Source organism: Priestia megaterium (assembly GCF_046599315.1).
Lineage (GTDB): Bacteria > Bacillota > Bacilli > Bacillales > Bacillaceae_H > Priestia > Priestia megaterium_F.
Genome location: NZ_JBKIKC010000002.1, coordinates 372,183 through 396,173, shown reverse-complemented (window position 1 = coordinate 396,173; position 23,991 = coordinate 372,183). Strand labels below are relative to the sequence as shown.

Annotated in this window: 21 protein-coding genes, 2 pseudogenes and 1 riboswitch; of the genes and pseudogenes, 17 read left to right on the top strand and 6 right to left on the bottom strand. The window is 37.3% G+C overall.

What is annotated here, in order from left to right:
* The first annotated feature begins 64 nt into the window (after positions 1-64).
* Positions 65-1,210: a THUMP domain-containing class I SAM-dependent RNA methyltransferase gene (locus ACLHDF_RS09340; protein WP_413918594.1), complete on the top strand. Its 1,146-nt coding sequence runs from the start codon at positions 65-67 to the stop codon at positions 1,208-1,210.
* A gap of 42 nt (positions 1,211-1,252) precedes the next feature.
* On the opposite strand, the gene ACLHDF_RS09335 is transcribed toward ACLHDF_RS09340, so the two are convergent.
* The 5 genes from ACLHDF_RS09335 to ACLHDF_RS09315 form a co-directional block, all read right to left on the bottom strand.
* A complete protein-coding gene (locus tag ACLHDF_RS09335) occupies positions 1,253-1,381 on the bottom strand; it encodes a hypothetical protein (protein WP_413918593.1) in 129 nt (42 codons plus the stop codon).
* 518 nt (positions 1,382-1,899) lie between these two features.
* Entirely contained in the window at positions 1,900-2,712 is an 813-nt protein-coding gene (locus ACLHDF_RS09330; RefSeq protein ID WP_413918592.1) for a carbohydrate ABC transporter permease, read from the bottom strand.
* 14 nt (positions 2,713-2,726) lie between these two features.
* Positions 2,727-3,680, bottom strand: a complete 954-nt coding sequence (locus ACLHDF_RS09325) for a carbohydrate ABC transporter permease (RefSeq protein ID WP_413918591.1) — start codon at positions 3,678-3,680, stop codon at positions 2,727-2,729.
* Positions 3,664-4,911, bottom strand: a complete 1,248-nt coding sequence (locus ACLHDF_RS09320; protein ID WP_413918590.1) for an ABC transporter substrate-binding protein — start codon at positions 4,909-4,911, stop codon at positions 3,664-3,666. Before ACLHDF_RS09320 ends, ACLHDF_RS09325 begins: the two co-directional genes overlap by 17 nt.
* Positions 4,912-4,947: 36 nt before the next feature.
* Entirely contained in the window at positions 4,948-6,039 is a 1,092-nt protein-coding gene (locus ACLHDF_RS09315; protein ID WP_413918589.1) for an ABC transporter ATP-binding protein, read from the bottom strand.
* Positions 6,040-6,559: 520 nt separating this feature from the next.
* Between ACLHDF_RS09315 and ACLHDF_RS09310 the strand changes: the two genes are divergently transcribed.
* The 5 genes from ACLHDF_RS09310 (at position 6,560) to ACLHDF_RS09290 (ending at position 12,752) form a co-directional block, all read left to right on the top strand.
* A complete protein-coding gene (locus ACLHDF_RS09310) occupies positions 6,560-6,739 on the top strand; it encodes a hypothetical protein (RefSeq protein WP_013056154.1) in 180 nt (59 codons plus the stop codon).
* A 223-nt stretch (positions 6,740-6,962) separates the two neighbouring features.
* Complete coding sequence (locus ACLHDF_RS09305) at positions 6,963-8,900, top strand: ATP-dependent DNA helicase (RefSeq protein WP_413918588.1); 1,938 nt, start codon at positions 6,963-6,965, stop codon at positions 8,898-8,900.
* Positions 8,901-9,026: 126 nt separating this feature from the next.
* A complete protein-coding gene (locus ACLHDF_RS09300; RefSeq protein ID WP_413918587.1) occupies positions 9,027-10,544 on the top strand; it encodes a carboxypeptidase M32 in 1,518 nt (505 codons plus the stop codon).
* Positions 10,545-10,641: 97 nt separating this feature from the next.
* Positions 10,642-10,743: riboswitch (purine riboswitch) on the top strand.
* A 103-nt stretch (positions 10,744-10,846) separates the two neighbouring features.
* Positions 10,847-11,440, top strand: a complete 594-nt coding sequence (locus ACLHDF_RS09295; RefSeq protein ID WP_413918586.1) for a xanthine phosphoribosyltransferase — start codon at positions 10,847-10,849, stop codon at positions 11,438-11,440.
* A 1-nt stretch (position 11,441) separates the two neighbouring features.
* A complete protein-coding gene (locus ACLHDF_RS09290) occupies positions 11,442-12,752 on the top strand; it encodes a nucleobase:cation symporter-2 family protein (RefSeq protein WP_413918585.1) in 1,311 nt (436 codons plus the stop codon).
* Between the two features lie 46 nt (positions 12,753-12,798).
* Here the strand turns inward: ACLHDF_RS09290 and ACLHDF_RS09285 are convergent.
* Positions 12,799-13,657: pseudogene (locus ACLHDF_RS09285) on the bottom strand (LysR family transcriptional regulator).
* A gap of 130 nt (positions 13,658-13,787) precedes the next feature.
* Between ACLHDF_RS09285 and ACLHDF_RS09280 the strand changes: the two are divergent.
* The 11 genes and pseudogenes from ACLHDF_RS09280 to ACLHDF_RS09230 all read left to right on the top strand — a co-directional run bounded on the left by ACLHDF_RS09280 (position 13,788) and on the right by ACLHDF_RS09230 (position 23,964).
* Complete coding sequence (locus ACLHDF_RS09280; protein ID WP_413918584.1) at positions 13,788-15,212, top strand: NAD-dependent succinate-semialdehyde dehydrogenase; 1,425 nt, start codon at positions 13,788-13,790, stop codon at positions 15,210-15,212.
* 288 nt (positions 15,213-15,500) lie between these two features.
* Positions 15,501-16,043, top strand: coding sequence for an N-acetyltransferase family protein (locus ACLHDF_RS09275; protein WP_413918583.1), 543 nt, complete (start codon positions 15,501-15,503; stop codon positions 16,041-16,043).
* 225 nt (positions 16,044-16,268) lie between these two features.
* Complete coding sequence (locus tag ACLHDF_RS09270) at positions 16,269-17,354, top strand: type III polyketide synthase (protein WP_413918582.1); 1,086 nt, start codon at positions 16,269-16,271, stop codon at positions 17,352-17,354.
* Positions 17,355-17,359: 5 nt separating this feature from the next.
* Positions 17,360-17,917 carry an isoprenylcysteine carboxyl methyltransferase family protein gene (locus tag ACLHDF_RS09265; protein WP_413918581.1) on the top strand — a complete coding sequence of 186 codons (558 nt, stop codon included), beginning with the start codon at positions 17,360-17,362 and terminating at the stop codon, positions 17,915-17,917.
* A 12-nt stretch (positions 17,918-17,929) separates the two neighbouring features.
* Positions 17,930-18,100: a hypothetical protein gene (locus ACLHDF_RS09260; RefSeq protein ID WP_413918580.1), complete on the top strand. Its 171-nt coding sequence runs from the start codon at positions 17,930-17,932 to the stop codon at positions 18,098-18,100.
* A gap of 202 nt (positions 18,101-18,302) precedes the next feature.
* A pseudogene (locus ACLHDF_RS09255) lies at positions 18,303-20,764 on the top strand (dynamin family protein); the annotation flags it as partial.
* A 72-nt stretch (positions 20,765-20,836) separates the two neighbouring features.
* Positions 20,837-21,919, top strand: coding sequence for a hypothetical protein (locus tag ACLHDF_RS09250; protein ID WP_413918918.1), 1,083 nt, complete (start codon positions 20,837-20,839; stop codon positions 21,917-21,919).
* Between the two features lie 5 nt (positions 21,920-21,924).
* Positions 21,925-22,698, top strand: a complete 774-nt coding sequence (locus ACLHDF_RS09245; RefSeq protein ID WP_413918579.1) for a DNA polymerase beta superfamily protein — start codon at positions 21,925-21,927, stop codon at positions 22,696-22,698.
* The gene (locus tag ACLHDF_RS09240) at positions 22,695-22,952 is read left to right on the top strand and encodes a DUF2533 family protein (RefSeq protein WP_013082381.1); all 258 of its coding nucleotides are present in this window, start codon (positions 22,695-22,697) and stop codon (positions 22,950-22,952) included. Before ACLHDF_RS09245 ends, ACLHDF_RS09240 begins: the two co-directional genes overlap by 4 nt.
* Before the next feature lie 105 nt (positions 22,953-23,057).
* Positions 23,058-23,372 carry a hypothetical protein gene (locus ACLHDF_RS09235; protein ID WP_413918578.1) on the top strand — a complete coding sequence of 105 codons (315 nt, stop codon included), beginning with the start codon at positions 23,058-23,060 and terminating at the stop codon, positions 23,370-23,372.
* Between the two features lie 130 nt (positions 23,373-23,502).
* Complete coding sequence (locus ACLHDF_RS09230; protein ID WP_013056169.1) at positions 23,503-23,964, top strand: divergent PAP2 family protein; 462 nt, start codon at positions 23,503-23,505, stop codon at positions 23,962-23,964.
* The last annotated feature ends 27 nt before the right edge of the window (positions 23,965-23,991 follow it).

Genomic DNA, 23,991 nt, shown 5'->3' with positions numbered 1-23,991 from the left:
AGGCGCATGTATATGGTACTTTTACACTTAGTGTAGATAATTAGAAACAAAATGAGGTTGAAAAATGGCGAAATATAAAATTATTGCAACAGCAGCAATGGGAATTGAAGCACTGGTCGCTAAAGAAGTGCGTGCTTTAGGATATGAATGTGAAGTAGATAATGGCAAGGTTATCTTTGAAGGAGACGAACTCGCAATCGCTCGCTGCAATTTATGGCTTCGTACAGCAGATCGAATTAAAGTGCAGGTTGGACAGTTCAAAGCTCGTACGTTTGATGAGCTTTTTGAACAAACAAAAGCATTAAACTGGGGAGATTATTTGCCAGTAGATGCACAGTTTCCTGTATCCGGAAAATCAGTTAAATCTAAATTGTTCAGCGTATCAGATTGTCAAAGTATTGTAAAAAAAGCAATTGTTGACAGCATGAAAAAACATTATAAAAAAACAACAGGTTGGCTCGAAGAAACGGGGTCAACGTTTAAAATTGAAGTAGCGCTATTGAAAGATGTTGCCACATTAACAATTGACGCGAGCGGTGCAGGACTTCATAAGCGCGGATATCGCGTTGGACAAGGGGAAGCGCCGTTAAAAGAAACACTGGCGGCAGCTTTAATTATGCTAACGCCGTGGAATGCGAATCGTCCGTTTGTCGATGTTTTCTGCGGTTCTGGTACAATTGCCATCGAAGCAGCGCTTATCGGTCAAAACATTGCACCAGGATTTAATCGTGACTTCTTATCAGAAGAGTGGCCGTGGATGTCAGCAAGTATTTGGGACAAAGCGCGCGAAGAAGCGGAAGACTTAGCCAACTACGATCAAGTGCTTGATATCGCTGGCCATGATATTGACCATCGTATGGTAAAAGTAGCAGAACAAAATGCATTTGAAGCAGGGCTTGGAGATTTAATTCAATTTAAACAAATGCAAGTGCGCGATTTCACTACGCCAAAAGAATATGGAATCATTATCGGTAACCCTCCGTACGGTGAACGTTTAAGCGACCGTCCTTCTGTTGAAAAAATGTACGCTGAAATGGGCGAGGCGTTTTCTAAGCTTGATACGTGGTCTATTTACATGCTTACATCTCATGAGCAGTTTGAACAGTACTATGGTAAAAAAGCGACGAAAAAACGTAAATTGTTTAACGGATTTATTAAAACAGATTACTATCAATATTGGGGACCTCGTCCTCCACGCAACGATCAATAATACAAAAGCCAAGCGGTGTAAAAACCGCTTGGCTTTTGTGCGTTATTTCTTTTTCGAACCCCGATAAGCTAGCATTCCGAACATGCCTATACCGAGCACGACAATTAATAAAATAAACCAAAATGTAGCATTAAGCAGGTATTTATATAGTCCATCATAATAATCATGCATATACTCACCCCATTATGTTTTTTATAGTATGGGCGAGTAGCAGTACAATATATGTATTGATTTCTTCTTTATAGAAGACTTGAAACGAAAAATACTTAGCCTATTTCTTTTTTAATTATGATTGAAAGCTATGTTGCTGAAAAAAAGAAGTGGTGGATATTCCCCAACCATACCCATTGATATCTACCAGGTGAAGCTGCTTTACTATTAGGTCTATTTTTAGCAGGTTCTTTATGGATTAAAAGGTACACATACGGATAGTTTAGGAAATATATGTTGTTAAATGCAGTTGTAGATACATTTTTTTGTTTATCCTTTTCAACGAGCTATGAGTCGTGCACATCTTTTTAAGGTAGAAACATTTAAAGAGTACCATCTTCTAGGTGTCTTTCTGCTGAAAGCTGTTTTAATATATGTTTACCAATACTTTGTATCGGAGAAACAAAAAACCTCAGGGTGCTTTGAGAAATAATTCTATAGAATAAAGAAGCAGGCAGGAAAACTCAATTTTTTTCCTGCTATTTTAATGCCCCAGACGTCATTCCTGAAATGAAATGTTTTTGCAAAAACACGTACGCAATCAACAATGGAATAGAAGAAAGAACAACTGCCGAAAAGAGCATAGGGTAATTGGTCAGAAATTCCCCTTGAAAGTCCAATAAGGCAATAGGAAGCGTTTTTACTTCTTTAGATTTTAACAATAGCAAAGGGAATAACAGATCATTCCACACAATCACAAATGAAAAAATTCCTACCGTAGCCATTGATGGTATCGAGAGTCGAAGAGCAATTTTTGAATATATTTTCCACTCTGATGCTCCGTCGATGCGAGCAGCTTCGAATAGTTCCTTTGGAAAATTTTTCATAAACCCCGTTATAATAAACACACCGATTGGAAGCAAAAAACTTATGGAGACGATAATGACGCCTGTTAGCGTATTGACGAGCCCGAGTTTATTCATCAGTAAAAAGACAGGAATCATATTGACTTGAGTAGGGACGATCATTCCGCAAACAAAAAAGCCGTATACAATCCATCCAAGCCTTTGAGGAAGCTGAATAATAGCGTAAGCAATCATGCTTGAAAACCATAGGATGAAAAACGTGCTAAAGACGGTAACAATGACGCTGTTTTTAACATAGCCAAAGATAGGTTCATTAATGAGCAGCTGTTTATAATTTTCAATATTCCAGCTTGCTGGTAATCCGGTTGGGTTGCTGTAAAGTTCAGGCGTTGTTTTAAAGGTTGTTAATAAAACCAGGCTTAAGGGCAACAGAATGATTAGACCGTACATCCCTAAAATCAGTTGTCTGAATGGGTTTTGTTTCATACAAGAATCTCCTTTTATATTTTTGTAAGGCGAAGTACGCGAAATTGAAGAAACGTTAAAACAGCAATTACAATCATAAATACAATTGAAATGGCAGAAGCATAGCCAAAACGAAAATTAATAAAAGCTTCGTGGTAAAGAAGTGTCGAAAGAATTTCAGTTGAGTTGGAGGGACCTCCATTTGTCATTGCGATGATTAAATCAAATGCTTTAAAACTTTGTATAGTCGTATAAGCTACAACCATTGTCGTAGCTGGAGCTAAAAGAGGCCACGTAATGCGCTTGAATTTTTGCCAGCGTGATGCCCCATCAATACTAGCAGCTTCATATAACTCACTGGGAATAGCTTGAATTCCAGCTACAAAAATAATAAGCATTTGACCAGTATGCGCCCAAAATTGTACAAAAGCCAAGCTGTAAATTGCGATATCTCCATTTCCAACCCAAGACTGTGTCCAATGCTCGAGGCCTATTTTACTTAAAAATAAGTTAACTCCTCCAATATTAGGGTCATACATAAAGTTCCACGTGAACGCAATCGACACGGACGAAATAATCGTAGGGACAAAAAAGAGTGAGCGATAAAAGGTATTCCATGCAGAGTTTTTATAAAGCAAGAGCGCAAAGCCTAAGCTTAATAACGTTTGAAAGATCAGCACGCCAATCGTGAACTTTAAGTTGTTTGTAAGAGACTGTGTGAAAATAGCATCATTTGTTAAAATTTCTTTGAAGTTTTGAAACCCTACAAATGAAAACTGAGAAGACAACCCATTCCAATCAGTTGTGCTTAAAAACAAAGCAGAAAGCGTTGGTAATGCAAAGAAAACAGTATATATGACAAAACCCGGAAGTAAAAACAACCATAGATGTTTGCTTGTAGAAATCGTTTTAAATGAAAAGAGAGGAAAAGAGAACAAAGGGGTTCTCTTTTCTTCTTCTTGAATAGACGTATTAGTTTTTAGCGACACGTTCTACCTCTCCTTGTGCTTTTTCAGCAGCTTTTTTCGCTGACATACCGGACAGTACGTCTTGTACAGATGTTTCAACAGCTTTTGATACGCGTTCATTTAAAATCGTAAATCGAGGTTGGAAGACCGTTTTTTTGTCTTTCCACTTCGCACTTTCTTCGAGTTCAGGTGAATCATATTTCACGTCTTTGACCGTTAATAACTGGCCAGTAGCATTTGCATATTCAGAAGAAATCTTTGGATCTGCAAGGAAAGTTAAAAATTTCTCAGCAGCTTCTTTGTGTTTTGATTTTTCAGCAACACCTAATAAAAATGTCGTGGTATGAACACCTTCGTATTTTGCTTTATCTTGATCCACTGTAATCGGTGCAAGCAACCCTTGTTCAATCTTTGGATTTTGCTGTTTGACTGTAGCCATCATATAAGAACCCTGAGCAAGCATTGCGCCTTTTTCCTGGGCAAAGAGAGCTGCAGCACTTTCTTTTTTTGTACCAAGAGCATCTTTTTGGAAATAACCTTTATCATTTAATTCTTTAATTTGAGATAGTGTTTTGACAAACCATTCATCAGTTAGCTTACGCTTGCCTGTTTCTACTTTGTGGAGGGCGTTATTTGTAGGTTCGTTATTCATAATCATCGGGTTAATAAATTGAGAAGGACTTACGTCTCCTGAAAATAAAATCGGCGTGTATCCATTTTTCTTTAATGTTTCAGCTGTTTTTAAAAAGCTATTCCAGTCTTTAGGAACATCTAAATTTAGTTTTTCAAAGAGGCCTTTGTTATAGACAGGGATGTTATAGACCAGCTGATAAGGAAGAGCATATTGCGTATTAACCGCTTTACCCGCTTCAATTAGCTTTTCGTCAAATTTGTTGATCAAGCTTTGGTCGTCCAGCTTTGCAAAACCATTTGCTTTACGAATCGTTTCAAATTGACTTCCTGGAAAACTAGCAAATACGTCGATACCTTCTCCAGATAGTAGAGATCCTTGAATTTGTGATTGATATGAATCAGAAGGAAAGACGGTCATTTCTACATCAATATTTGGGTTTTTCTTTTCAAATTGCTGAATGATAGAGTCAAAGGCTTTCGTATCTTCTCCTCGCCAATGCGTAAAGTTAATGGTTACTTTTTTAGAAGAATCGCTGCTGTTGCCGCTTGTTGAACTGTTTTTGCCGCAGCCTGCGATGATTACGGTGAGCATTGCTAACAGAATTAATAATTTTTCCATTTTAGTTCCCCCATTTATAGAAGTCTTTTTAGATGGTTATTGGTCTATTTTGATACGGTTGGTAGACGCTTGGTCAAAGAAATGAGCATGATTCATTTGAAAATGAAACGGGAAGTACTGATGGACTTGAATATGTTCATCTCCAGGGATTTTAGTCACAAAAGGCTGGTCGCCTAAACTACCGTATAGTATGTACTCTGCTCCTAGTAACTCAGATACATCTACCGGTAATGAAATGCTCAAAACATCAGAAGAGGCGCGCATAATATGCTCGGGCCGAATTCCTACAGTAATGAACTGATTATTATAGCCTTTTTCATGCAGCGAATGCATTTGATTTTCTGTCAGTTGAAACTCATGTTCACTGATGTGTAGTTTGCTGTTCACGACTTTTCCTGTGAAAAAATTCATTCCCGGTGATCCAATAAAACTCGCTACAAACGTATTTTCTGGAGCGTTATACACTTGCATAGGTGAACCGATTTGTTGGATTTTTCCGTCTTTCATAACTACGATTCTACTTGCCATCGTCATGGCCTCTGTTTGATCATGAGTGACATAAATAATGGTTGTCTGCAGCCTCTGATGAAGCTTACTGATTTCAGCACGCATTTGTACGCGAAGCTTCGCATCAAGGTTAGATAAAGGTTCATCCATTAAAAAAATTTGAGCATTCCGTACAATGGCTCTTCCTAAAGCAACCCGCTGACGCTGACCTCCTGATAACGCTTTTGGCTTGCGTTTTAAATATGGTTCTAAGTCCAAAATACGAGCCGCTTCACGAACACGATCATCAATTTCTCGTTTTGAAACTTTGCGGAGCTGTAAACCGAATGCCATGTTGTCGTAAACAGTTAAATGAGGGTAAAGTGCATAGTTTTGAAACACCATTGCAATATCCCGGTCCTTAGAAGGTAAATCGTTTGCACGATCTCCATTAATAAGCAATTCTCCTTCTGTTATCGATTCAAGACCGGCGATCATTCGAAGCGTAGTGGATTTGCCACATCCTGAAGGTCCTACAAATACAATAAATTCTTTGTCTTGAACATGAAGATTAAAATTATCAACTGCAAGACTATCTTTTCCGTATTTTTTATACACATGCTGTAACTGCAGTTCTGCCATTTTTTCTCCTTTCAGCAGGCTTTTAAAAATAAAAGCCTCTAATTGCACAGACGGATCGTACGTGTGTCTGGCAATTAGAGGCTATCGGTTGACCGGTAAGCCTGTAGTATGTAGTTTTGAGTGATTGAATCTGTAAGTAATTTTAAAATATATTATTCCTATGTGTCAAGTTAGAATTAAAATATTTTAATAAGTTCGATTATTTCTTTTAATAAAAGAATCCATTTACTAAGCCAAAGATGCTGGTATTGAGAATAAAATAAACAGCTGGTGTATAGAATGATAGTATTCACTTTTATAGTAAGAACTATATGTATTGATGCAGAAGATCCGACATGACTAAAAAACGGTCATGTCGGATCTTCTAGACATAAGCGGCAGACGAGGGTGGTGACATCCGCATAAGTGAATCTTTAATGGATATTTAATTTATGTTGTATGAGCCACCAATCGTCAGCATACCTTGATTAAAGAGAGGCGCCGAGGTAGAAAGTAGAATATATAGAGAGGATGTTTACACATGGATAGAAACACACAGTTTACTATGATTCGTCAAGCGTTGGAAAACAGCTATCATTTAATGCAGCAGGGAATAGAAGTTAGCGGAGAGACGCTCACTCAGCTTGAACAAGCAAAAGCTGAGTATGAAGCCGCCTTTTTATTGTCTCAGTCCACGGACTCAAAGTTCCGCTGTAATTGATTTTTTAAAAGTACTTATTCCGTTTGTGTTTTATATACACGTCTTTTATATAGAAAGTTCTGCCTGTAAGGGCAGAACTTTTTTATGTTCAGCTCTTTTTATTGACATTTCAGGTAAAGTAGTCAATAATTAAGTTTTGCTTACATGAGAAATTTACTAGATAAAAAGAAGTGAAGCTAATTTTTATTGATAGATATTTACATAAATAAAGGAGTCAGTATCGATGATGAGAGAGCGGTTGCCTTTTACAATTGAGCGGGATGAAAACTTTTTTGACAAATTAAATGAATGGATAGGTGATGTTTTTTATGATCATCTTCCAGATGCAGGGTTAGAACTTCGAGACGAACAAATTTTTATGGCTTTTCAAATCGAACGAGCTTTTAAAGAAAAAAATGTAATCTTTGCAGAAGCAGGTGTAGGAACAGGAAAGACAATTGTGTACTTACTATACGCTATTTGTTATGCAAGATATATCGGCAAGCCGGCTATTATTGCCTGTGCGGATGAAACCTTAATTGAGCAGTTAGTAAAAGCCGAAGGAGACATTGCCAAGCTCTCTGGTATTTTAGATATTAACATGGATGTTCGCTTAGCAAAATCTCAAGATCAGTATCTATGTTTAAAGAAATTAGATGCTGTAACAGCGCGAACAGATAATGAAAACATTGAAGAAATTTATGACACGCTTCCTGATTTTGTTCATGATCATAGCGGTATGCAGTCGTTCTATCACTACGGAGACCGTAAAGAATACCCGCACTTAACAGATGAGGAATGGAATCAAATTAACTGGGATACCTTTCAAGACTGCTCATCCTGTGAGCAGCGTCATAGATGCGGCTTAACGCTTTCACGTGAGCACTACAGAAAAGCACATGACTTAATTATTTGCTCTCATGATTTTTATATGGAGCACATTTGGACATACGAAGCCCGCAAGCGTGAAGGACAGCTTCCGCTTCTTCCTGAAAGCAGCTGTGTTGTATTTGACGAAGGCCATCTGCTGGAATTTGCTGCACAAAAAGCTTTAACGTATCGCATTCAAGAAGATACGTTAGAAAATTTGTTAACCCGCCTACTAGAAAATGACGTGCGAGAAGAATTTGCTGTAAAAATCGAACACGCTATCGATGTGTACGCCATGTTCTTTGATCGTTTAAGTGAAGCAAGCACAGAGATCGTTGGTTCTAATCGTAAAGAAGTAGCCCGCACGAACGGGTTACAAAGTGTAGGGAAAGAACTTTTATCGCTGCTTGAGCATATCGGAAACGAGCTTGTGTTTGAGAGTGAGACCTATACAGTAGACGAATATACGCTGCGAATTGTAGATGAGTACCTAGATCAAATTGATTATTCGCTGCGCTTATTTATGGATAACGAAAATGCGATTTACTGGGTAGAAGAAAACAATTGGCAGCTGACATTAGTTATTATGCCGCAAGCCGTAAAAGACGTCTTAAAGGAACGAGTGTTTGCGAAGAAAATACCATATATTTTTACTTCTGCCACTCTTTCAGATAACCAGTCGTTTGATTATTTGGCATATAGCTTAGGAATTGCAAAGCCGCTTTCATTTTCTGTTGAATCGCCGTTTGATTATGATGAGCAAATGAAAATTACGGTGAAAAATGTTTCGGATGATCAAGAAGAAGCTTTTGCTGAAAAATTTGCCTTTGCTGTTGCTCAGCTCGAAAAAACGAACGGACGGGCACTTTTATTATTTAACAGCAAAGAAGAACTAGAAATGTTTAAAGAAGTTTCAAAAGAGTTAAATCAATACACGTTTTTATTTGAAGGGGATCAAGAGATCAGCAAATTAGTATCTCAGTTCCAGCGTGAAGAGGAAACGATTTTATGCGCTGTTCATTTATGGGAAGGATTGGATATTCCAGGACCTTCACTATCTAATGTAATTATTTGGTCTCTGCCATATCCTCCGAATGATCCAGTCTTTGAAGCAAAGCGCAATCAAGTAGTCGATCCATTTTGGGATGCGGATATGCCGTATATGCTTCTTCGCTTAAAGCAAGGAGTTGGAAGACTGATTCGCTCTCATAACGATAAGGGTCTAATCACTATCTTTATGCCAAAAAGCACCGATTCAAAAGTGCGTTCAATCATTGAACAAAATGTTCCGACAAAAATAGAAAACGTATAAAAGAAAGCGCGGCTACCACCGCGCTTTTTTACACGAATAATAGATTGAATATTCAGTTATATACACGCTGTTACTATTATGATAAAATAATTTATGGTGAAATAAGGAAAATAAGGAGGAAAAACAATGAGAAAAGACATACAGAAAATTGAGAAACAGTTTTACGAATACATGAATAAAATCAAAAGTTATCACGAGGCAATCGGAGTAATGTATTGGGATTTAAGAACGGGTGCTCCGAAAAAAGGGGCAAATCAACGCTCTGAAGTGATTGGTATGCTGTCATCAGAAGCGTTTAATCTTTCTGTCTCTGATGAAATGGCAGGTTTTATTGATAAATTAACGAACCCTCAGTCACAGTCTTACATAAATGACATTACGAAAAAAGCAGTGGAAGAATGTAAAAAAGAATATGAATTAAATAAAAAGATTCCTCCGCATGAATATAAAGAATACGTTACGTTAACTTCAAAAGCTGAAACGGTTTGGGAAGAAGCAAAAGAAAAAGCAGATTTTGCTTTATTTCAACCATACCTTAAAAAAATTGTAGCATTCAATCAGAAGTTTGTGGAGTATTGGGGGTATGAAGGAAACAAATATAACCGTTTATTGGACCTTTTTGAACCAGGTATGACGGTTGAAATTTTAGACGAGGTATTTGGAAAGTTACGGGAGCATATTGTGCCTCTTGTTCAACGCATCGCTGAGTCAAATACGAAGCCGAATACGGAATTTTTATTCCGTACTTTTCCAAAAGAAGCGCAAAAGCAATTTAGTCTAGACGTGCTAAAAACACTTGGCTATGATTTTGAAGCGGGGAGACTTGATGAAACGGTCCATCCTTTTGCTACTGGTTTAAATCCGGGAGATGTGCGTATCACGACCAAATATGACGAAAACGATTTCCGGACGGCTATTTTTGGAACGATTCACGAATGCGGGCATGCTTTATATGAACAGAATATTTCAGAGGATCTTGTTGGTACGGTTCTATGTGAAGGTACTTCAATGGGAATTCATGAATCACAGTCGCTGTTTTTTGAACAGTTTGTCGGGAAAAATAAAGCATTTTGGCAACATCATTATGACGTACTAAAAAAGCATGCCCCTGGACAATTTGACGATGTAGGTTTAAATGATTTTTATCGAGGAGTAAATGAAGCAAAACCATCTCTTATTCGTATTGAAGCAGATGAATTAACGTATCCTCTTCATATTATGATTCGCTATGAGATTGAAAAAGGATTAATAAACGGGGAATATAAAGTCGAAGATTTACCGGAAATTTGGAACGAGAAATACGAAGATTATTTAGGAGTTCGTCCAAGTCACGATGGAGAAGGTGTGCTTCAGGACGTACACTGGGCCGGAGGAAGCTTTGGGTACTTCCCTTCCTATGCTCTTGGCTATATGTACGCAGCTCAGTTTAAGCATACCATGTTAAAAGACTTGCCTAACTATGATGAACTTCTTGAAAAAGGAGATATTTCGCCGATTACAAATTGGCTAACGGAACATATTCACCAGTACGGAAAAATGAAAAAACCTCTTGAAATTCTAAACGATGTAACGGATGAAGGATTAAACGTAGATTATTTAATTCAATATCTAGAAGAGAAATACGGACAAATTTATCACGTATAAAAAACGCCATAACCGAATATTATGTTTTATATCACAAGTCAATGTTCGAAAATATCTTTTTTAGATATTTTCAAATAAAAGATTTGCTGATATAATACAATTAACTCAATAACGCACTCATATAATGACGAGAATAGGGCTCGTAAGTATCTACCAAACTACCGTAAATAGTTTGACTATGGGTGAGCGATGAAGTTTGTTTTTCACTTTTGTGCGTAAAAGCTCAAAAACATTGCTCTACTCATATACGAGTGCAGCTATGTTTTTGAGCTTTTTTAATACAAACGTTGGAGGAACGAACTATGAAAGCTTTGCAAAATAAAATTTTAACAGATGGTATCGTATTATCAGACACGGTTTTAAAAGTAGACACATTTTTAAACCATCAAATGGATCCTGTATTAATGAAAGAAATTGGAGAAGAATTTGCTTCGCGTTTTGAAGGTGCAGGAATTACGAAGATTTTAACGATTGAATCATCAGGAATTGCTCCAGCGATTATGACCGCATTGAAGCTAAACGTTGAGATGGTGTTTGCTAGAAAAAGAAAATCTTTAACACTTCAAGACGGACTTATTACATCAAAAGTATATTCATTTACAAAAAAAGAAGAAAATGAAATTTCAGTTGCTGATAAATTTATTCAAGAAAATGATGTGATTTTAATTATTGATGACTTTTTAGCAAACGGTCAAGCTGCATTTGGCTTAATGGATATCGTTCAAAAAGCAGGTGCAAAAGTAGGCGGTATTGGTATTGTTATTGAAAAGTCGTTCCAAGATGGAGGAAAACAAATTCGTAAATCAGGCGTTAAAGTAGAATCATTAGCACGCATTCAGTCTTTATCTAATGGTAAGGTTACGTTTGTTGAAGATAAACCAACAGTGGAGGTTTAATATGAATAAAGGAAAAGTCTTTTCACTTGGTTTACAGCATGTTTTAGCTATGTACGGAGGGGCGATTGTTGTTCCGCTTATTGTTGGAGGAGCCATTGGTTTGACTCAGCAGCAGCTTACGTATTTAGTGGCGATTGATTTATTTATGTGCGGTGTGGCAACATTGCTGCAAGTATGGAAAAATCGCTTTTTTGGAATTGGTCTTCCAGTTATATTAGGGTGTACGTTCACAGCCGTAGGGCCCATGATTTCCATCGGAGGTTCTTACGGCGTTTCCTCCATATATGGTTCTATTATCGTGGCTGGTTTACTCATTGTGATTCTCTCTGCTTTTCTAGGTAAATTGGTTAAGTTTTTCCCGCCTTTAGTTACAGGTTCGGTTGTAACGATTATCGGAATTACATTAATTCCTGTAGCGATTAAAGATTTAGCAGGAGGGGAAGGCAGTAAAGATTTTGGAAGCCTGAGCAATTTAGGTTTAGGTTTTGGCGTTTTGCTATTGATTATTGTTCTGTATCGATTTACAAAAGGATTTATGCGCTCGGTCTCTGTCTTATTAGGATTAGTTGTTGGAACAATTGCAGCGTCTTTTATGGGGAAAGTTGATTTTTCCGGCGTAAAAGAAGAAGCATGGATTCATATGCCACATGTGTTTTACTTTGGAATGCCAACTTTTAATATTATGGCCATTCTGACAATGTTCCTTGTTTTACTTGTTGGCATTGTCGAGTCAACAGGCGTTTATTTTGCTGTTAGTGATATTTGTAAAAAAGAAGTGGATGAAAAAGATTTATCTAAAGGCTATCGTGCAGAAGGATTAGCGATTTTATTAGGCGGGTTTTTTAACGCGTTTCCTTATACAGCGTATTCTCAAAATGTAGGACTTTTACAGTTGTCAGGTGTTCGCACAAGAAATGTTGTATTTGCAGCGAGTGGAATTTTAATCGTTTTAGGTTTTCTTCCTAAAATCGCAGCCGTAACGACCGTTATCCCGAGCTCTGTACTTGGAGGAGCAATGGTGGCTATGTTTGGAATGGTAATTTCTTCAGGTATTAAAATCCTTAGTCAAGTTGATCTAGCTAAACAAGAAAACCTTCTTGTGATTGCATGTTCGGTTGGCATGGGTCTAGGGGTGACTGTCGTACCTGAACTCTTCAAAAACTTACCAGAGAGTCTTCAAGTTCTTACTGGAAGCGGTATTGTAATGGGGAGCTTTACAGCAATCTTTTTAAATATTGTCTTTAACATGGTGAAATCACCTCATACGCAAGTTCCGGAAACAAAGTTAGCAAATGAAGTGGTATCGAAATAAAAAAAGAGTGCCCTCTAGGCACTCTTTTTTTATTTGCTTTTTCCTATTAAAAACGCGTTTTGAAAAATAATGTGTAAAGCATATTTCCCACGTCAGGGTTTTTCGCCACTAATGAAATTTCTCTTTTTAATTTGAAGTCTGTAATAGGTAAAGCTTTAATATTTGAGCTTTGTAAATGGCGCATGAAAATTTCAGGAAGAATTGAAATACCTAAATTAGCTGAAATAAATCCCATGATACTTTGAGCAAATTCAATTTCATTTGCAATGGGAATTTTTAAGTTATGACGATTGTACGCTTTTTCTACTAGCGTCCGAACATCGCACCCGGGGAAGAACTACAATGGGTTCTTCTTTGAAATCTTCAAATGATACGTTTTCTTTTTTTGCCAGCGAGTGCTGATTGTTGACAAATAAATAAAAGTCTTCTTTGAACAATAGCTTTGACCAGTATGTATGTTGAACCTCTCGATCATCAAATAAAGCCCCATCAATTTTATTGCTTTCTAACTGCTCTAACAAATCGTAATAGTGGTGCGAGGTTTTTATATCAATATGGCGATTGTGGTCTTTAGCAGAAGCCAGTTGATAAGGCAAGTAAAAAGCAGCCATGCTTTGCCACGTTCCGATGGTTAAGTCACAAGCTTCCTGCGTAGACAATATTTTTTTTTGAAGAGCATGAACGCTTGATAATATGGATTCGCCTTCTTGTAAAAGAATTTCACCTGCTGAGGTTAATTCTACTCCTGTAGCGGATCGAATAAATAATGTAACTCCTAAATCTTCTTCCAGTTTTCTCATTTGTTTACTCAGTGCAGGCTGCGTCACATGCAGCTGTTCACTTGCTTTGCTTAAGCTTTTTGTTTTGGCTGTTTCAATAAAAGACTCAAGCCATTCTGTTTTCATATATATCACCTATAACCTTTTGTTATACCCATAGTATAGAAGGGAAGTTCTCATAAATCAATGAAGATGCTAGTGTATATAGTATAGTTAAAACAGCACAAAGAAATTCACACAACTAGGAGGATGAATGATGTATCCAAACAAACTATACATCAACGGTGAATGGACAACAACAGAAGAGAAAATTGATGTAGTTAATCCAGCAACAAGAGAAGTTATAGGACAAATTCCAAAGGCAGGCGTAAAGGAAGCCGCTTCTGCAGCTGATGCAGCAGCAACAGCTTTTAAAACGTGGTCAAAAAAAACTGCTCAAGAGCGCAGTGCTATTTTAATGAGATGGCATCAATTAATTGAAAATCATAAAGATGAATTAGCAAAAATTATGACAATGGAACAAGGTAAACCATTTGCAGAAGCTAAAGGTGAAGTGCAGTACGGGAATGATTATATTGCTTGGTTTGCTGAAGAAGGAAAACGTGTATACGGTGAAACGATTCCGGCGCATCACACGCATAAACGCATTACGGTTAAAAAACAGCCTGTTGGCGTTGTAGCAGCTATTACACCTTGGAACTTCCCGGCAGCAATGATTACGCGTAAAGTTGCGCCAGCTCTTGCAGCGGGATGTACAATTGTTTTAAAACCATCTGAAGAAACGCCATTTACGGCATTTCGTTTAGTAGAACTTGCAGAAGAAGCGGGCGTTCCAAAAGGCGTGATCAATGTCGTCACTGGAGATGCTGCAGCTATTGGTGACACATGGCAAAAAGATGGGCGCATCCGTAAATTAACATTTACTGGTTCAACAGCGGTTGGAAAACATTTAATGCGCGGTGCCGCTGATACTGTGAAAAAATTATCGCTGGAATTAGGCGGTCATGCACCGTTTATTGTAACAGAAAATGCAGATTTAGACGCTGCTGTAAACGGCGTAATTGCTTCTAAGTTTGTCAACGCAGGTCAAACGTGCATCTGCACAAACCGTGTATATGTACAAGAATCCATTGCAGATGCTTTCGTTGAAAAATTTGCAGCAAAAGCAGCGGGATTAACAGTAGGAAATGGACTAGAAGAAGGTACACAAGTTGGACCGTTAATTAATAACAAAGCAGTTAAAAAAGTAAAAGCACAAATTGCGGATGCTAAAAGTAAAGGAGCCAAAGTTGTGGTTGGCGGACAAGCTATTACAACTAAAAACGGTTTCTTTATGGAACCTACAATTATCACAAATGTAACAGATGACATGAATTGCATGTTTGAAGAAACGTTTGGACCATTGGCACCTGTAGCAACATTCAAAACAGTAGAAGAAGCGGTAGAACGAGCAAATAATAGCCCTTATGGTTTAGCAGCTTATGTATTTACAGAAAATATTAAAGAAGCAACGTTTGTATCTGAAGAATTAGAATACGGCATTGTAGGGGTAAATGATGCCTCTCCATCTGCAGCTCAGGCTCCATTCGGCGGTTTTAAAGAAAGTGGTCTTGGACGTGAAGGAAGCCACTACGGTATTGAAGATTATTTAGAAGTAAAATATATCTCAATGGGACTTTAATAGAAAGTAACAGCAAAGAGAATTTCTCTTTGCTGTTTTTTTATGCACTTCTGTAAAGAAAATTTGGAATAATAGTTCTTTAACGCAATTAATTGCATTTCTAGAATGTCTGTGCAAGAATAAATATTTCAAAAATGGTTTTGCTTTGTTTAAAGCGTGGGTAATACAACAAATGCACATAGTTGCTTGTTAGAGAAATTGGAAAAGAAGAACTTTACCACTGATAAATTAGTCAAGATAGAAACAAAATAGTAGTACTGAATGGTGAAAAAATAGGAGTTGATATAGATGATTACAGCAGAGAAAAACATAGTGAAATTTAAAGCAAAAGACGGACGTGAAGTGACTATTCGTCCCGCACAAGCAAGTGATGCAGAGCATATCACAACAGCGGTAAGAGAAATTATTGAGGCTGGGGAATTTATTCAAAAAGATGAGCCTCGTACAGTCCAAGAAGAACAAGATTTTATTGCATCAGTAGAAAAAAACAATCACATGTACGTTGTAGCTGAAGTCGAAGGTGAAGTGCTGGGAATTGCACGTGTTCTTAGAGGCGAAATTAAAATGAAGCGCCACACAGGGCTTTTCCGTACATGGCTTATTTCAAAAGCACAGGGAATGGGAATTGGAAAACAATTTATGAATTATACGCTAAACTGGTGCAAAGAAAATAACCTTCATAAACTGTCTTTAACCGTTTTTGCTTCTAATAAAGTAGCATACGAATTGTATAAAAAAGTAGGGTTTGAACAAGAAGGCCTTATGAAAGAACAAGCTTATTTCAACAATGAATATGTAGATGAAATTTATATGTCCGTCTTCTTTTCATAAAAAAATGAGTGCCTATTTTCGTCAATCCATAAATTGTATCTGTACATTCAGATTATTTGCGCTATAATAAAAGTGCACAACAAACATACACTTCTTCAAAACGTAGACTTTCCTGAATTACAGGAAAGTTTTTTTATGTTCATCCTTCCTTCCACTAAAAAAGAATTGAATAAATCTCCAGCTATTACAAATGTTAAGTGTAACGCAATCAAAGAGGTGAAGTGTATGCCAAAGATTATCTCAGTTGGGTTTGGAATTCCCCCGTATGAATTAAATCAGCAAGACACGCTGCTATTTGCAAAAGAACTTTTTTCTGAGTCATTTAAAGATATTAATCGTCTGCTGACCGTTTTTCAAAATGGTCAAATTGAGAAACGTAATTTTGCAAAAGACTTATCTTGGTTTCAAGAAGATCATACATTTGAAGAGAAAAACGATGCTTTTATAGAATCTGCCGTTGAATTAGGTACAAAAGCAATTGGAGACTGCTTAACTAATAAGGACTATGTAAGTACCCCTTTGCCGTGTGGAGAAATTGAGGCTATTTTTTATGTTTCAACAAGCGGTTTAGCTACCCCTAGCATTGAAGCGCGAATTATGAATAAGCTTGCGTTTTCAGACCATACAAAAAGAATTCCTATTTGGGGGTTAGGGTGTGCTGGAGGAGCGTCTGGACTTTCAAGAGCTTATGAGTATTGCAAAGCCTTTCCGCGTGCCAAAGTCCTTGTTTTATCCATTGAGCTGTGCAGTTTAACTTTTCAGCGAAATGATCGTTCAAAAAGCAACTTAATTGGCACATCTTTATTTGCAGATGGAGTAGCGGCTGCTTTAGTCTCAGGTGACGAAGCAGATACCACTTTTGCCATTAAAAAAAGCTGTCCTTACATTTTACATACACAATCTACGCTCATGCCCAATTCGGAAGATGTAATGGGATGGGAGATTAAAAATGATGGGTTATTTGTTGTCTTTTCAAAAGATATTCCCACGATTATCGACTCGTGGTTAGGAGGAGAAGTTGAGTCTTTTTTACAAACTCAACATTTGACCAGTCGTGATTTAAAGCATTTTGTCGCTCATCCAGGAGGGAAAAAAGTGCTTGAAGCATATGTATCAACACTATCGCTAAACCAAAATATGATTGCTGATTCACTAGATGTACTTAAAAACCACGGAAATATGTCTTCTGCCACCGTTTTGTATGTGCTAGACCGCTTTATGAAAAAAGAAATTCCGAGTAAAGAATATGGTTTATTAACAGCTCTTGGCCCTGGATTTAGTTCCGAAATGCTTTTATTAGAGTGGAGGTAAAGCGATTGTTTTTTTATAGCTTTTTTGTATTTATTATCTTACAGCGCCTTTGTGAATTGTTTATTGCCAAAAGAAATGAAGCTTGGATGAAGCAGCAAGGAGCATACGAAACTGGCCAAAGTCACTACAAATGGATGGTAAGCATGCATGCAGCTTTTTTTGCTGCTCTTTTTACGGAAGTGTATATGTTAAACGATAGAATTTATCACTTTTCTTTTTTGCTGTTTAGCTTTTTTGTACTTGTTCAACTTGCAAGAATATGGGCTATTTCTTCGTTAGGGAAGTATTGGAATACAAAAATTATCGTCTTGCCTAATGCGAAGGTTGTACTAAAAGGTCCTTATCGTTTTATGAAGCACCCTAATTATACAATTGTAGCGGCCGAATTAGTGTTAGTTCCGCTTATGTTTCAGGCATACTGGACATTAGCTATTTTTTCTATTTTGAATTTGTGTATATTAGCCGTTAGAATTCCTTTAGAAGAGCAGGCGTTAACAAATGAAACAAATTATGGAAAGGCTATGCAAAGCAGGGGACGTTTCTTTCCTGTAAAAAAATCTTAAAACTAATTGAAAATGATTATCTTTCATGATAAGATAAAATCAAATGATAAAGATTATCAATTTCATCAAGTAGAAACGGTGGTGGACGTAATGGTTAGTCTTTTTGTGATCGGAGCACTTGCTACATATGTTGGCGTCACAACGTATGTAATGAAAAATATTGAAAAAGCCCAAAAGGCGTAACATACACGCGATAAATAAAAAAGTAAGATACAAAGCTGTCAAATTATTGACAGTTTTTTTATTGTTTTTGTAACTAAAAATTCAGTTTTTTATGGGAAAACGTATGTGAATCAAGTAAAATAGAGAAAGAATACACAGAAATAAAGATGGATAGAGAACATTTAAATACAGTCTTGAATGAGGCAAAAGGGGTAGAGTAATAATGGGTAAAGTGAGTGTGAAACATCAAGAAAATCTCCAATTGGAAGCATCTCTTTTTCATTTACATAAGCAATTTAAAGCAGCTGGAGATGAACAGCAGGCAGCAAAAGCAATACAGCTGTTAAAAAAATGGGTAAACGGTGAATTTGTCGTAGCATTTTGTGGACATTTTTCCGCTGGAAAATCGAGCATGATTAACGAATTAATGGGGCAAGCGATTTTGCCTGCAAGTCCTATTCCTACAAGCGCAAACTTAGTATCAGTAAAAGCTGGGGATGAGCATGCAACCGTTTATTACCGCAAACAGCTGCCGGTGCGTTATGAAGCGCCCTATGAGTATGAGCAAATTAAGCAGTTTGCTGTCGATGGAGATGAAGTAGAGTCCATTCATTTATCGATAGATACAAACGCTATTCCTGAAAATGTTGTGGTGATGGATACACCAGGAATCGATTCAACAGATGACGCGCATCGTGTATCGACCGAATCAGCTCTTCACTTAGCGGACGTTATTTTCTACGTAATGGATTACAATCATGTGCAGGCAGAATTAAATCTTCAATTTGCAAAACAGCTGCAAGAAGCTAATAAAACGCTTTATTTAATCGTAAATCAAATTGATAAACACCAAGAAGATCAGCTTACATTTCAAGCGTTTCAAGAATCTGTAGAAACGTCATTTTTAAAGTGGAATGTGAGACCAGAAGGAATCTTCTATACGTCATTAAAAGAGCCAACCAATCGTCATAATGATCTTTCGTACGTGAAGTCTCTATTGCTCGCTATGATGACTGAAAAAGAAAATCGACAACAGCATATTCAACATGCGATGCAAATGTTAATTGACGATCACCTTGCCTTTATTGAAGACCAAGAAGAAGAAAAGCTAACGATTCACGATGAGCTGCGTCATAAGCTGACGCTTGAAAACCACGAAATAAATAAGCAGCAAAAAGAGCAGCTAATCGAAAAAGAAGCTGAAATGAAGCGTGCTGAAAATCAATTAGCAGAAACGTATCAACGAGAAACAGGCAAAATACTAAGCAACGCCAATTTAACACCATATGAAATGAGAGAAAAAGCTAGGCTGTTTTTAGAAACGACAAAGCCTGATTTTAAAGTAGGCATTTTATTTGCTAAGAAAAAGACTGAGGAAGTAAAAAAAGAGCGGCTGACGTTATTTTTTGATGATATGAAAGAACGAGTAGCCTCCCAGCTGCAGTGGCACTTACAGCAATATGTGCAAGAGCTAGTGAAAAATCAAAATCTCACAGACCCAGATCTTATACGTCAAGTTCAGCAGTTTGAAATCCCGTTAGAGCCTCATGATTTAATTGAAACGGTAAAAGCAGGAGCTACAATTAATGGTGATTATGTTTTAACGTATGCAAAAGATGTAGCCGATTATATTAAGAAAAAAGCCACGCGATTATTATATGAACTTTACGCGCAAATCGAACAGAGCAAAAGAGAGCAAGATGAACTAAAGCGTGAAAACATTCATCAACACTTGCAGGAATGTGAAGCATTTGAAGAAGCGTATACATCTCTTCAGGAAATGAAAGAAAAATTGGCACATACAAAAGCTTTGCTTCAATCGTTACAGCAAAGTGATGACGACTTAACTGTAGAAGATACAAACGAGTTGTCATATATGTTACAAGAAGAATATGAAACGGGCATTATGAAAGTTGAAGAAAAGCATGAGGCTGCAAGTGAGCAGCAGTTAGCTTCGCAGCCTGAGGAAGCTGTTAATGAAACAGGTACAGAAAAAGTTCTTCAAGATGTATCAACTGTTCTGGAACAGCTCCGTTCATTTGGAAAATTAGATCGCTTTATTAACAGACTTCAGGAAAAGCGTAAAAAGCTATCAAATCAAACGTTTACGGTGGCTTTATTCGGAGCATTCAGTGCCGGAAAGTCATCTTTTGCTAATGCGTTGATTGGAGAAAGGTTACTTCCTGTATCTCCAAACCCAACAACAGCAACCATTAATAAAATTATGCCTCCAACAGAAAAACGGCCGCATAAAACAGCTGTTGTGCAAATGAAAACAAAAGAGCAGATGCTTCAAGATTTAAATGGTGCGCTTAGACTGTTTCATCATGAAGTAGAATCAATTGAAGAAGCGCTAACGGTTATTCCAACTCTGCAGGCAACAGAAGAGCTGCAGCTACATTTGTCTTTTTTACAGGCAGTAGAAAAAGGCTACGGTGAAGTCAAGGAACATATCGGTTCAGAAGTTGTAGTTGATACAGAAGAATTTCATGTTTATGTAGCCAAAGAAGAAAAAGCTTGTTTTGTTCAATTTATTAATCTGTATTATGACTGTGAATTTACTCGTTTAGGCATTACGCTCGTTGATACTCCCGGGCTGATTCAATCAATGCAAGGCACACCGGAGTAGCGTTTGAGTATATCAAAAATGCAGATGCCATTTTATTTGTAACATATTATAATCATGCGTTTTCAAAAGCTGACCGAGAATTTCTTATTCAGCTTGGCCGTGTAAAAGATGTATTTGCGCTTGATAAAATGTTTTTCTTAGTAAATGCAGCAGACCTAGCCAGCTCGGAAACAGAGCTACAGTTAGTTCAGACGTATGTAAAAGAGCAGCTTGAACAATATGGCATACGCTTTCCGCGGCTATACCCGGTATCAAGTTTGCAGGCTTTGCAAAACAGCGAAGATGCAATGTTCCTACCGTTCAAACAAGCGTTTTACCGCTTCATAAATTATGAATTAACAGAGCTTGCTATTCAAAGTGTCTATGCAGATTTCGAACAAATCTTAGCAGTTGCCAATGAAATGAAACAAGTGCAAACAAAATCAGAGGTGGATAAAAAGCGATACATTCAATCTCTTCACATAAAAAATGAGCAGGTAGCAGCAAAACTGCATGAAATTCATTTCGAATATGAACAACAGCAGTTTGAACGAGAATTAGAAGAACTCTTATTTTATGTAAAAAAACGTCTATTTGTGAGGTACGATGACTTCTTTAAAGAAGCATTCAGTCCGGCAAACTTAAGAGATGATCGAGGTGAAAAGCAAAAGCAGCTGCGCCTGTGTTTGCAGGAGCTGTTAACGTCTATTTCCTTTGACGCAACTCAAGAAGTACGTGCGACTACTCTGCGAATTGAAAAATACATCGTAAAATTAATCGAAGACTGGCATCAAATGATCGTTACAAAGCTACAGCGTTATGAACCAACGTTTACTCCGACGTTGAACTCGTTAGAGCCTCCAAATGGAAGCGAAGTTGTGACGAGTCATCAATTTGATGAGAATGAATCGTATCAAAAAGAGCTTTCACTGTATAAAAATAATAAAAGTTTTTTTGAAAAAAATGAAAAAGCAAAGCTTCACCTTGCTTTATTAGAACGTGTGAAGCCAGATGTTAATCACTACATTGCGAAAGAAGAAGCCGCTCTTCATTCGCACTATACACATTTAGTGAATGAGTACGTTTTAGCGCATAAACAGTCTGTATCTGAAGAATGGTATGATTATTACAAACAGCTGCAAGCTGCCGTATCTGAGGAATTTCCAATTCAAGGGTTGGTAAATACAATGACGGTGTTAGAACATATATTGGAGGAAAGAAAGGGTCATTAATTTTTATGTCTACACACGTAAAAAAACGTTTACAGGAAATAGAAAAAGAATACAATGTGGAAATTTTGTTTGCCTGTGAGTCAGGCAGCCGGGCATACGGACTCGACACGCTAGCGAGTGATTTTGATGTCCGCTTTATATATAAGTATAAAGCAGCGCGTTATCTTCATCTCAATAGGCCTCAAGAGGTCATTAATATGGCAAAAGGCAATTATGATATGCAAGGATGGGATTTGTACAAAGCCATTTATTTGTTTACAAAATCAAATCCTTCGCTTTACGAGTGGCTATGGTCGCCTGTTGTTTATTACCAAAAGTCATCGTTTGCTGATTCACTTCGGCAAATGATGGACCAATCATATTCCTTAAAAGCAATTGGATATCATTATTTTAAAATTTTAACGATAAATAGTAAAAGAAATCTGACATCTTCTGTTACAATAGAGGATATAAAAGTGATGATCCAACTGATTCGCGCATTTTTATCGCTGAAAGTATTAGTAAATCAGCACAGTTTACCTGTCGTTTTGTTTGCCGACTTATGTGAGCAGGCAAAGCTTGACGATAGGCAGCAATCCATCATTGAACAATTTGTACAATGCAAAACAAGCGGGCAGGTTGTTTTTGATGAAAAGATGAAGAACTTTTTAGAAAGCATTAAGAAAGAAGCTGCAGCGATAGAAGAAAAAATAAAAGAATTACCAGAAAAGCAAATCAATCATGAGGACATTAACTTATTTTTATTAACTCAGCATTATATAATGGAGGAAAGAACATGAGTGTACATAAAGAAATTTCAGCCCATTCTAAAAAACAACACGAATTAGTACGTGCTTTTGCCAGCTTAGAAGCCCGACGAGAGCAAGCCATTGAAGCAGCTGTTCTTCTTTGTAAAGAAGGGAAGCCTTTTTCTGTAGATGGTATTAATGCTGTAACAGCGGAAATTAATGAGCTATCTCAAAAGTATACCATCATTCCAGGTCGTAAAGTAGTAACAGAAGAAATGGTTAAAGAGTACGTAGCAAGAATATAAACGTCCTAAGCTCTGCCGTTTTTACCTTAATTTGAACAGAATATGACGTGCCGCTTAATCCATACTAATAGTGTACCAACGAGGTACAAATAGGAGGAGATAGCGATGGGTCGTCAAAAATTAGGTAATAAAAATGCGCAAGCAAACAACAATGCAAAGCATAATTATAACCAAGAGTTCTCTTCTGAGTTTAAAGCGAGCCAGGCTCAAAAAGCAAAGCGTGCAAAAAGTGCCAATGACGCTTATGCAGGGGAATTTGCTTCTGAGTTCAACGTGCAACAAAACAAAAACAATTCTTTTAACAGGAAGTTAGAAGCTAATAAAAGTGCAAGTAATCAATATGGACAAGAATTCGGCTCCTATGCTGAAGTTGAATCTGCCAAAATGAATAATGCTGCACAAAAAAAGCGTAAAAAATAACGAAACTGTTTCCAAAAGCGCCGGGATTAGTCTGCTCTTTCAGCAGATTAGCTCGGCGTTTTTTGTTGGGCAATATTTGCTTGGGTATGAGGCGTAAATACATCGCAAACTATAGATGAGGTGAAGCAATATGAATAAAGGAATTGTCATTGCTCTTTCGTCAATCGGTTTAGCACAAGCACTAAAAATCCCGATTAAAAAGTATCAAACAGGAAAATGGGATATGAGAATGATTGCTGCGTCGGGGGGAATGCCAAGTTCTCATTCAGCCGGCGTATCTTCTTTAGCTACGTATGTAGCGTTAAAAAGAGGTGTTTCTACAATTGACTTTGCTCTAGCTTCTGTTTTTGGAATTATTGTTATGTACGATGCACAAGGAATTCGAAGGCAGACTGGCGAAATTACTATTAAAGTGAATACGTTAGATGAAGAAATTGAAAAGCTTGCGGGCCTTCCAGACGGAGGCTTTCACGACTTAACGGAGCAACGTTTGAAAGAAATGCTTGGGCATCAGCCCGAAGAAGTGATTGGTGGAGCCATTTTAGGAGTAGCACTTGGAGCAATTGGCTATTTTTTAGAAGGGAAATCATAGTCAAATAGCCAAAAGTAAGCTAAGATA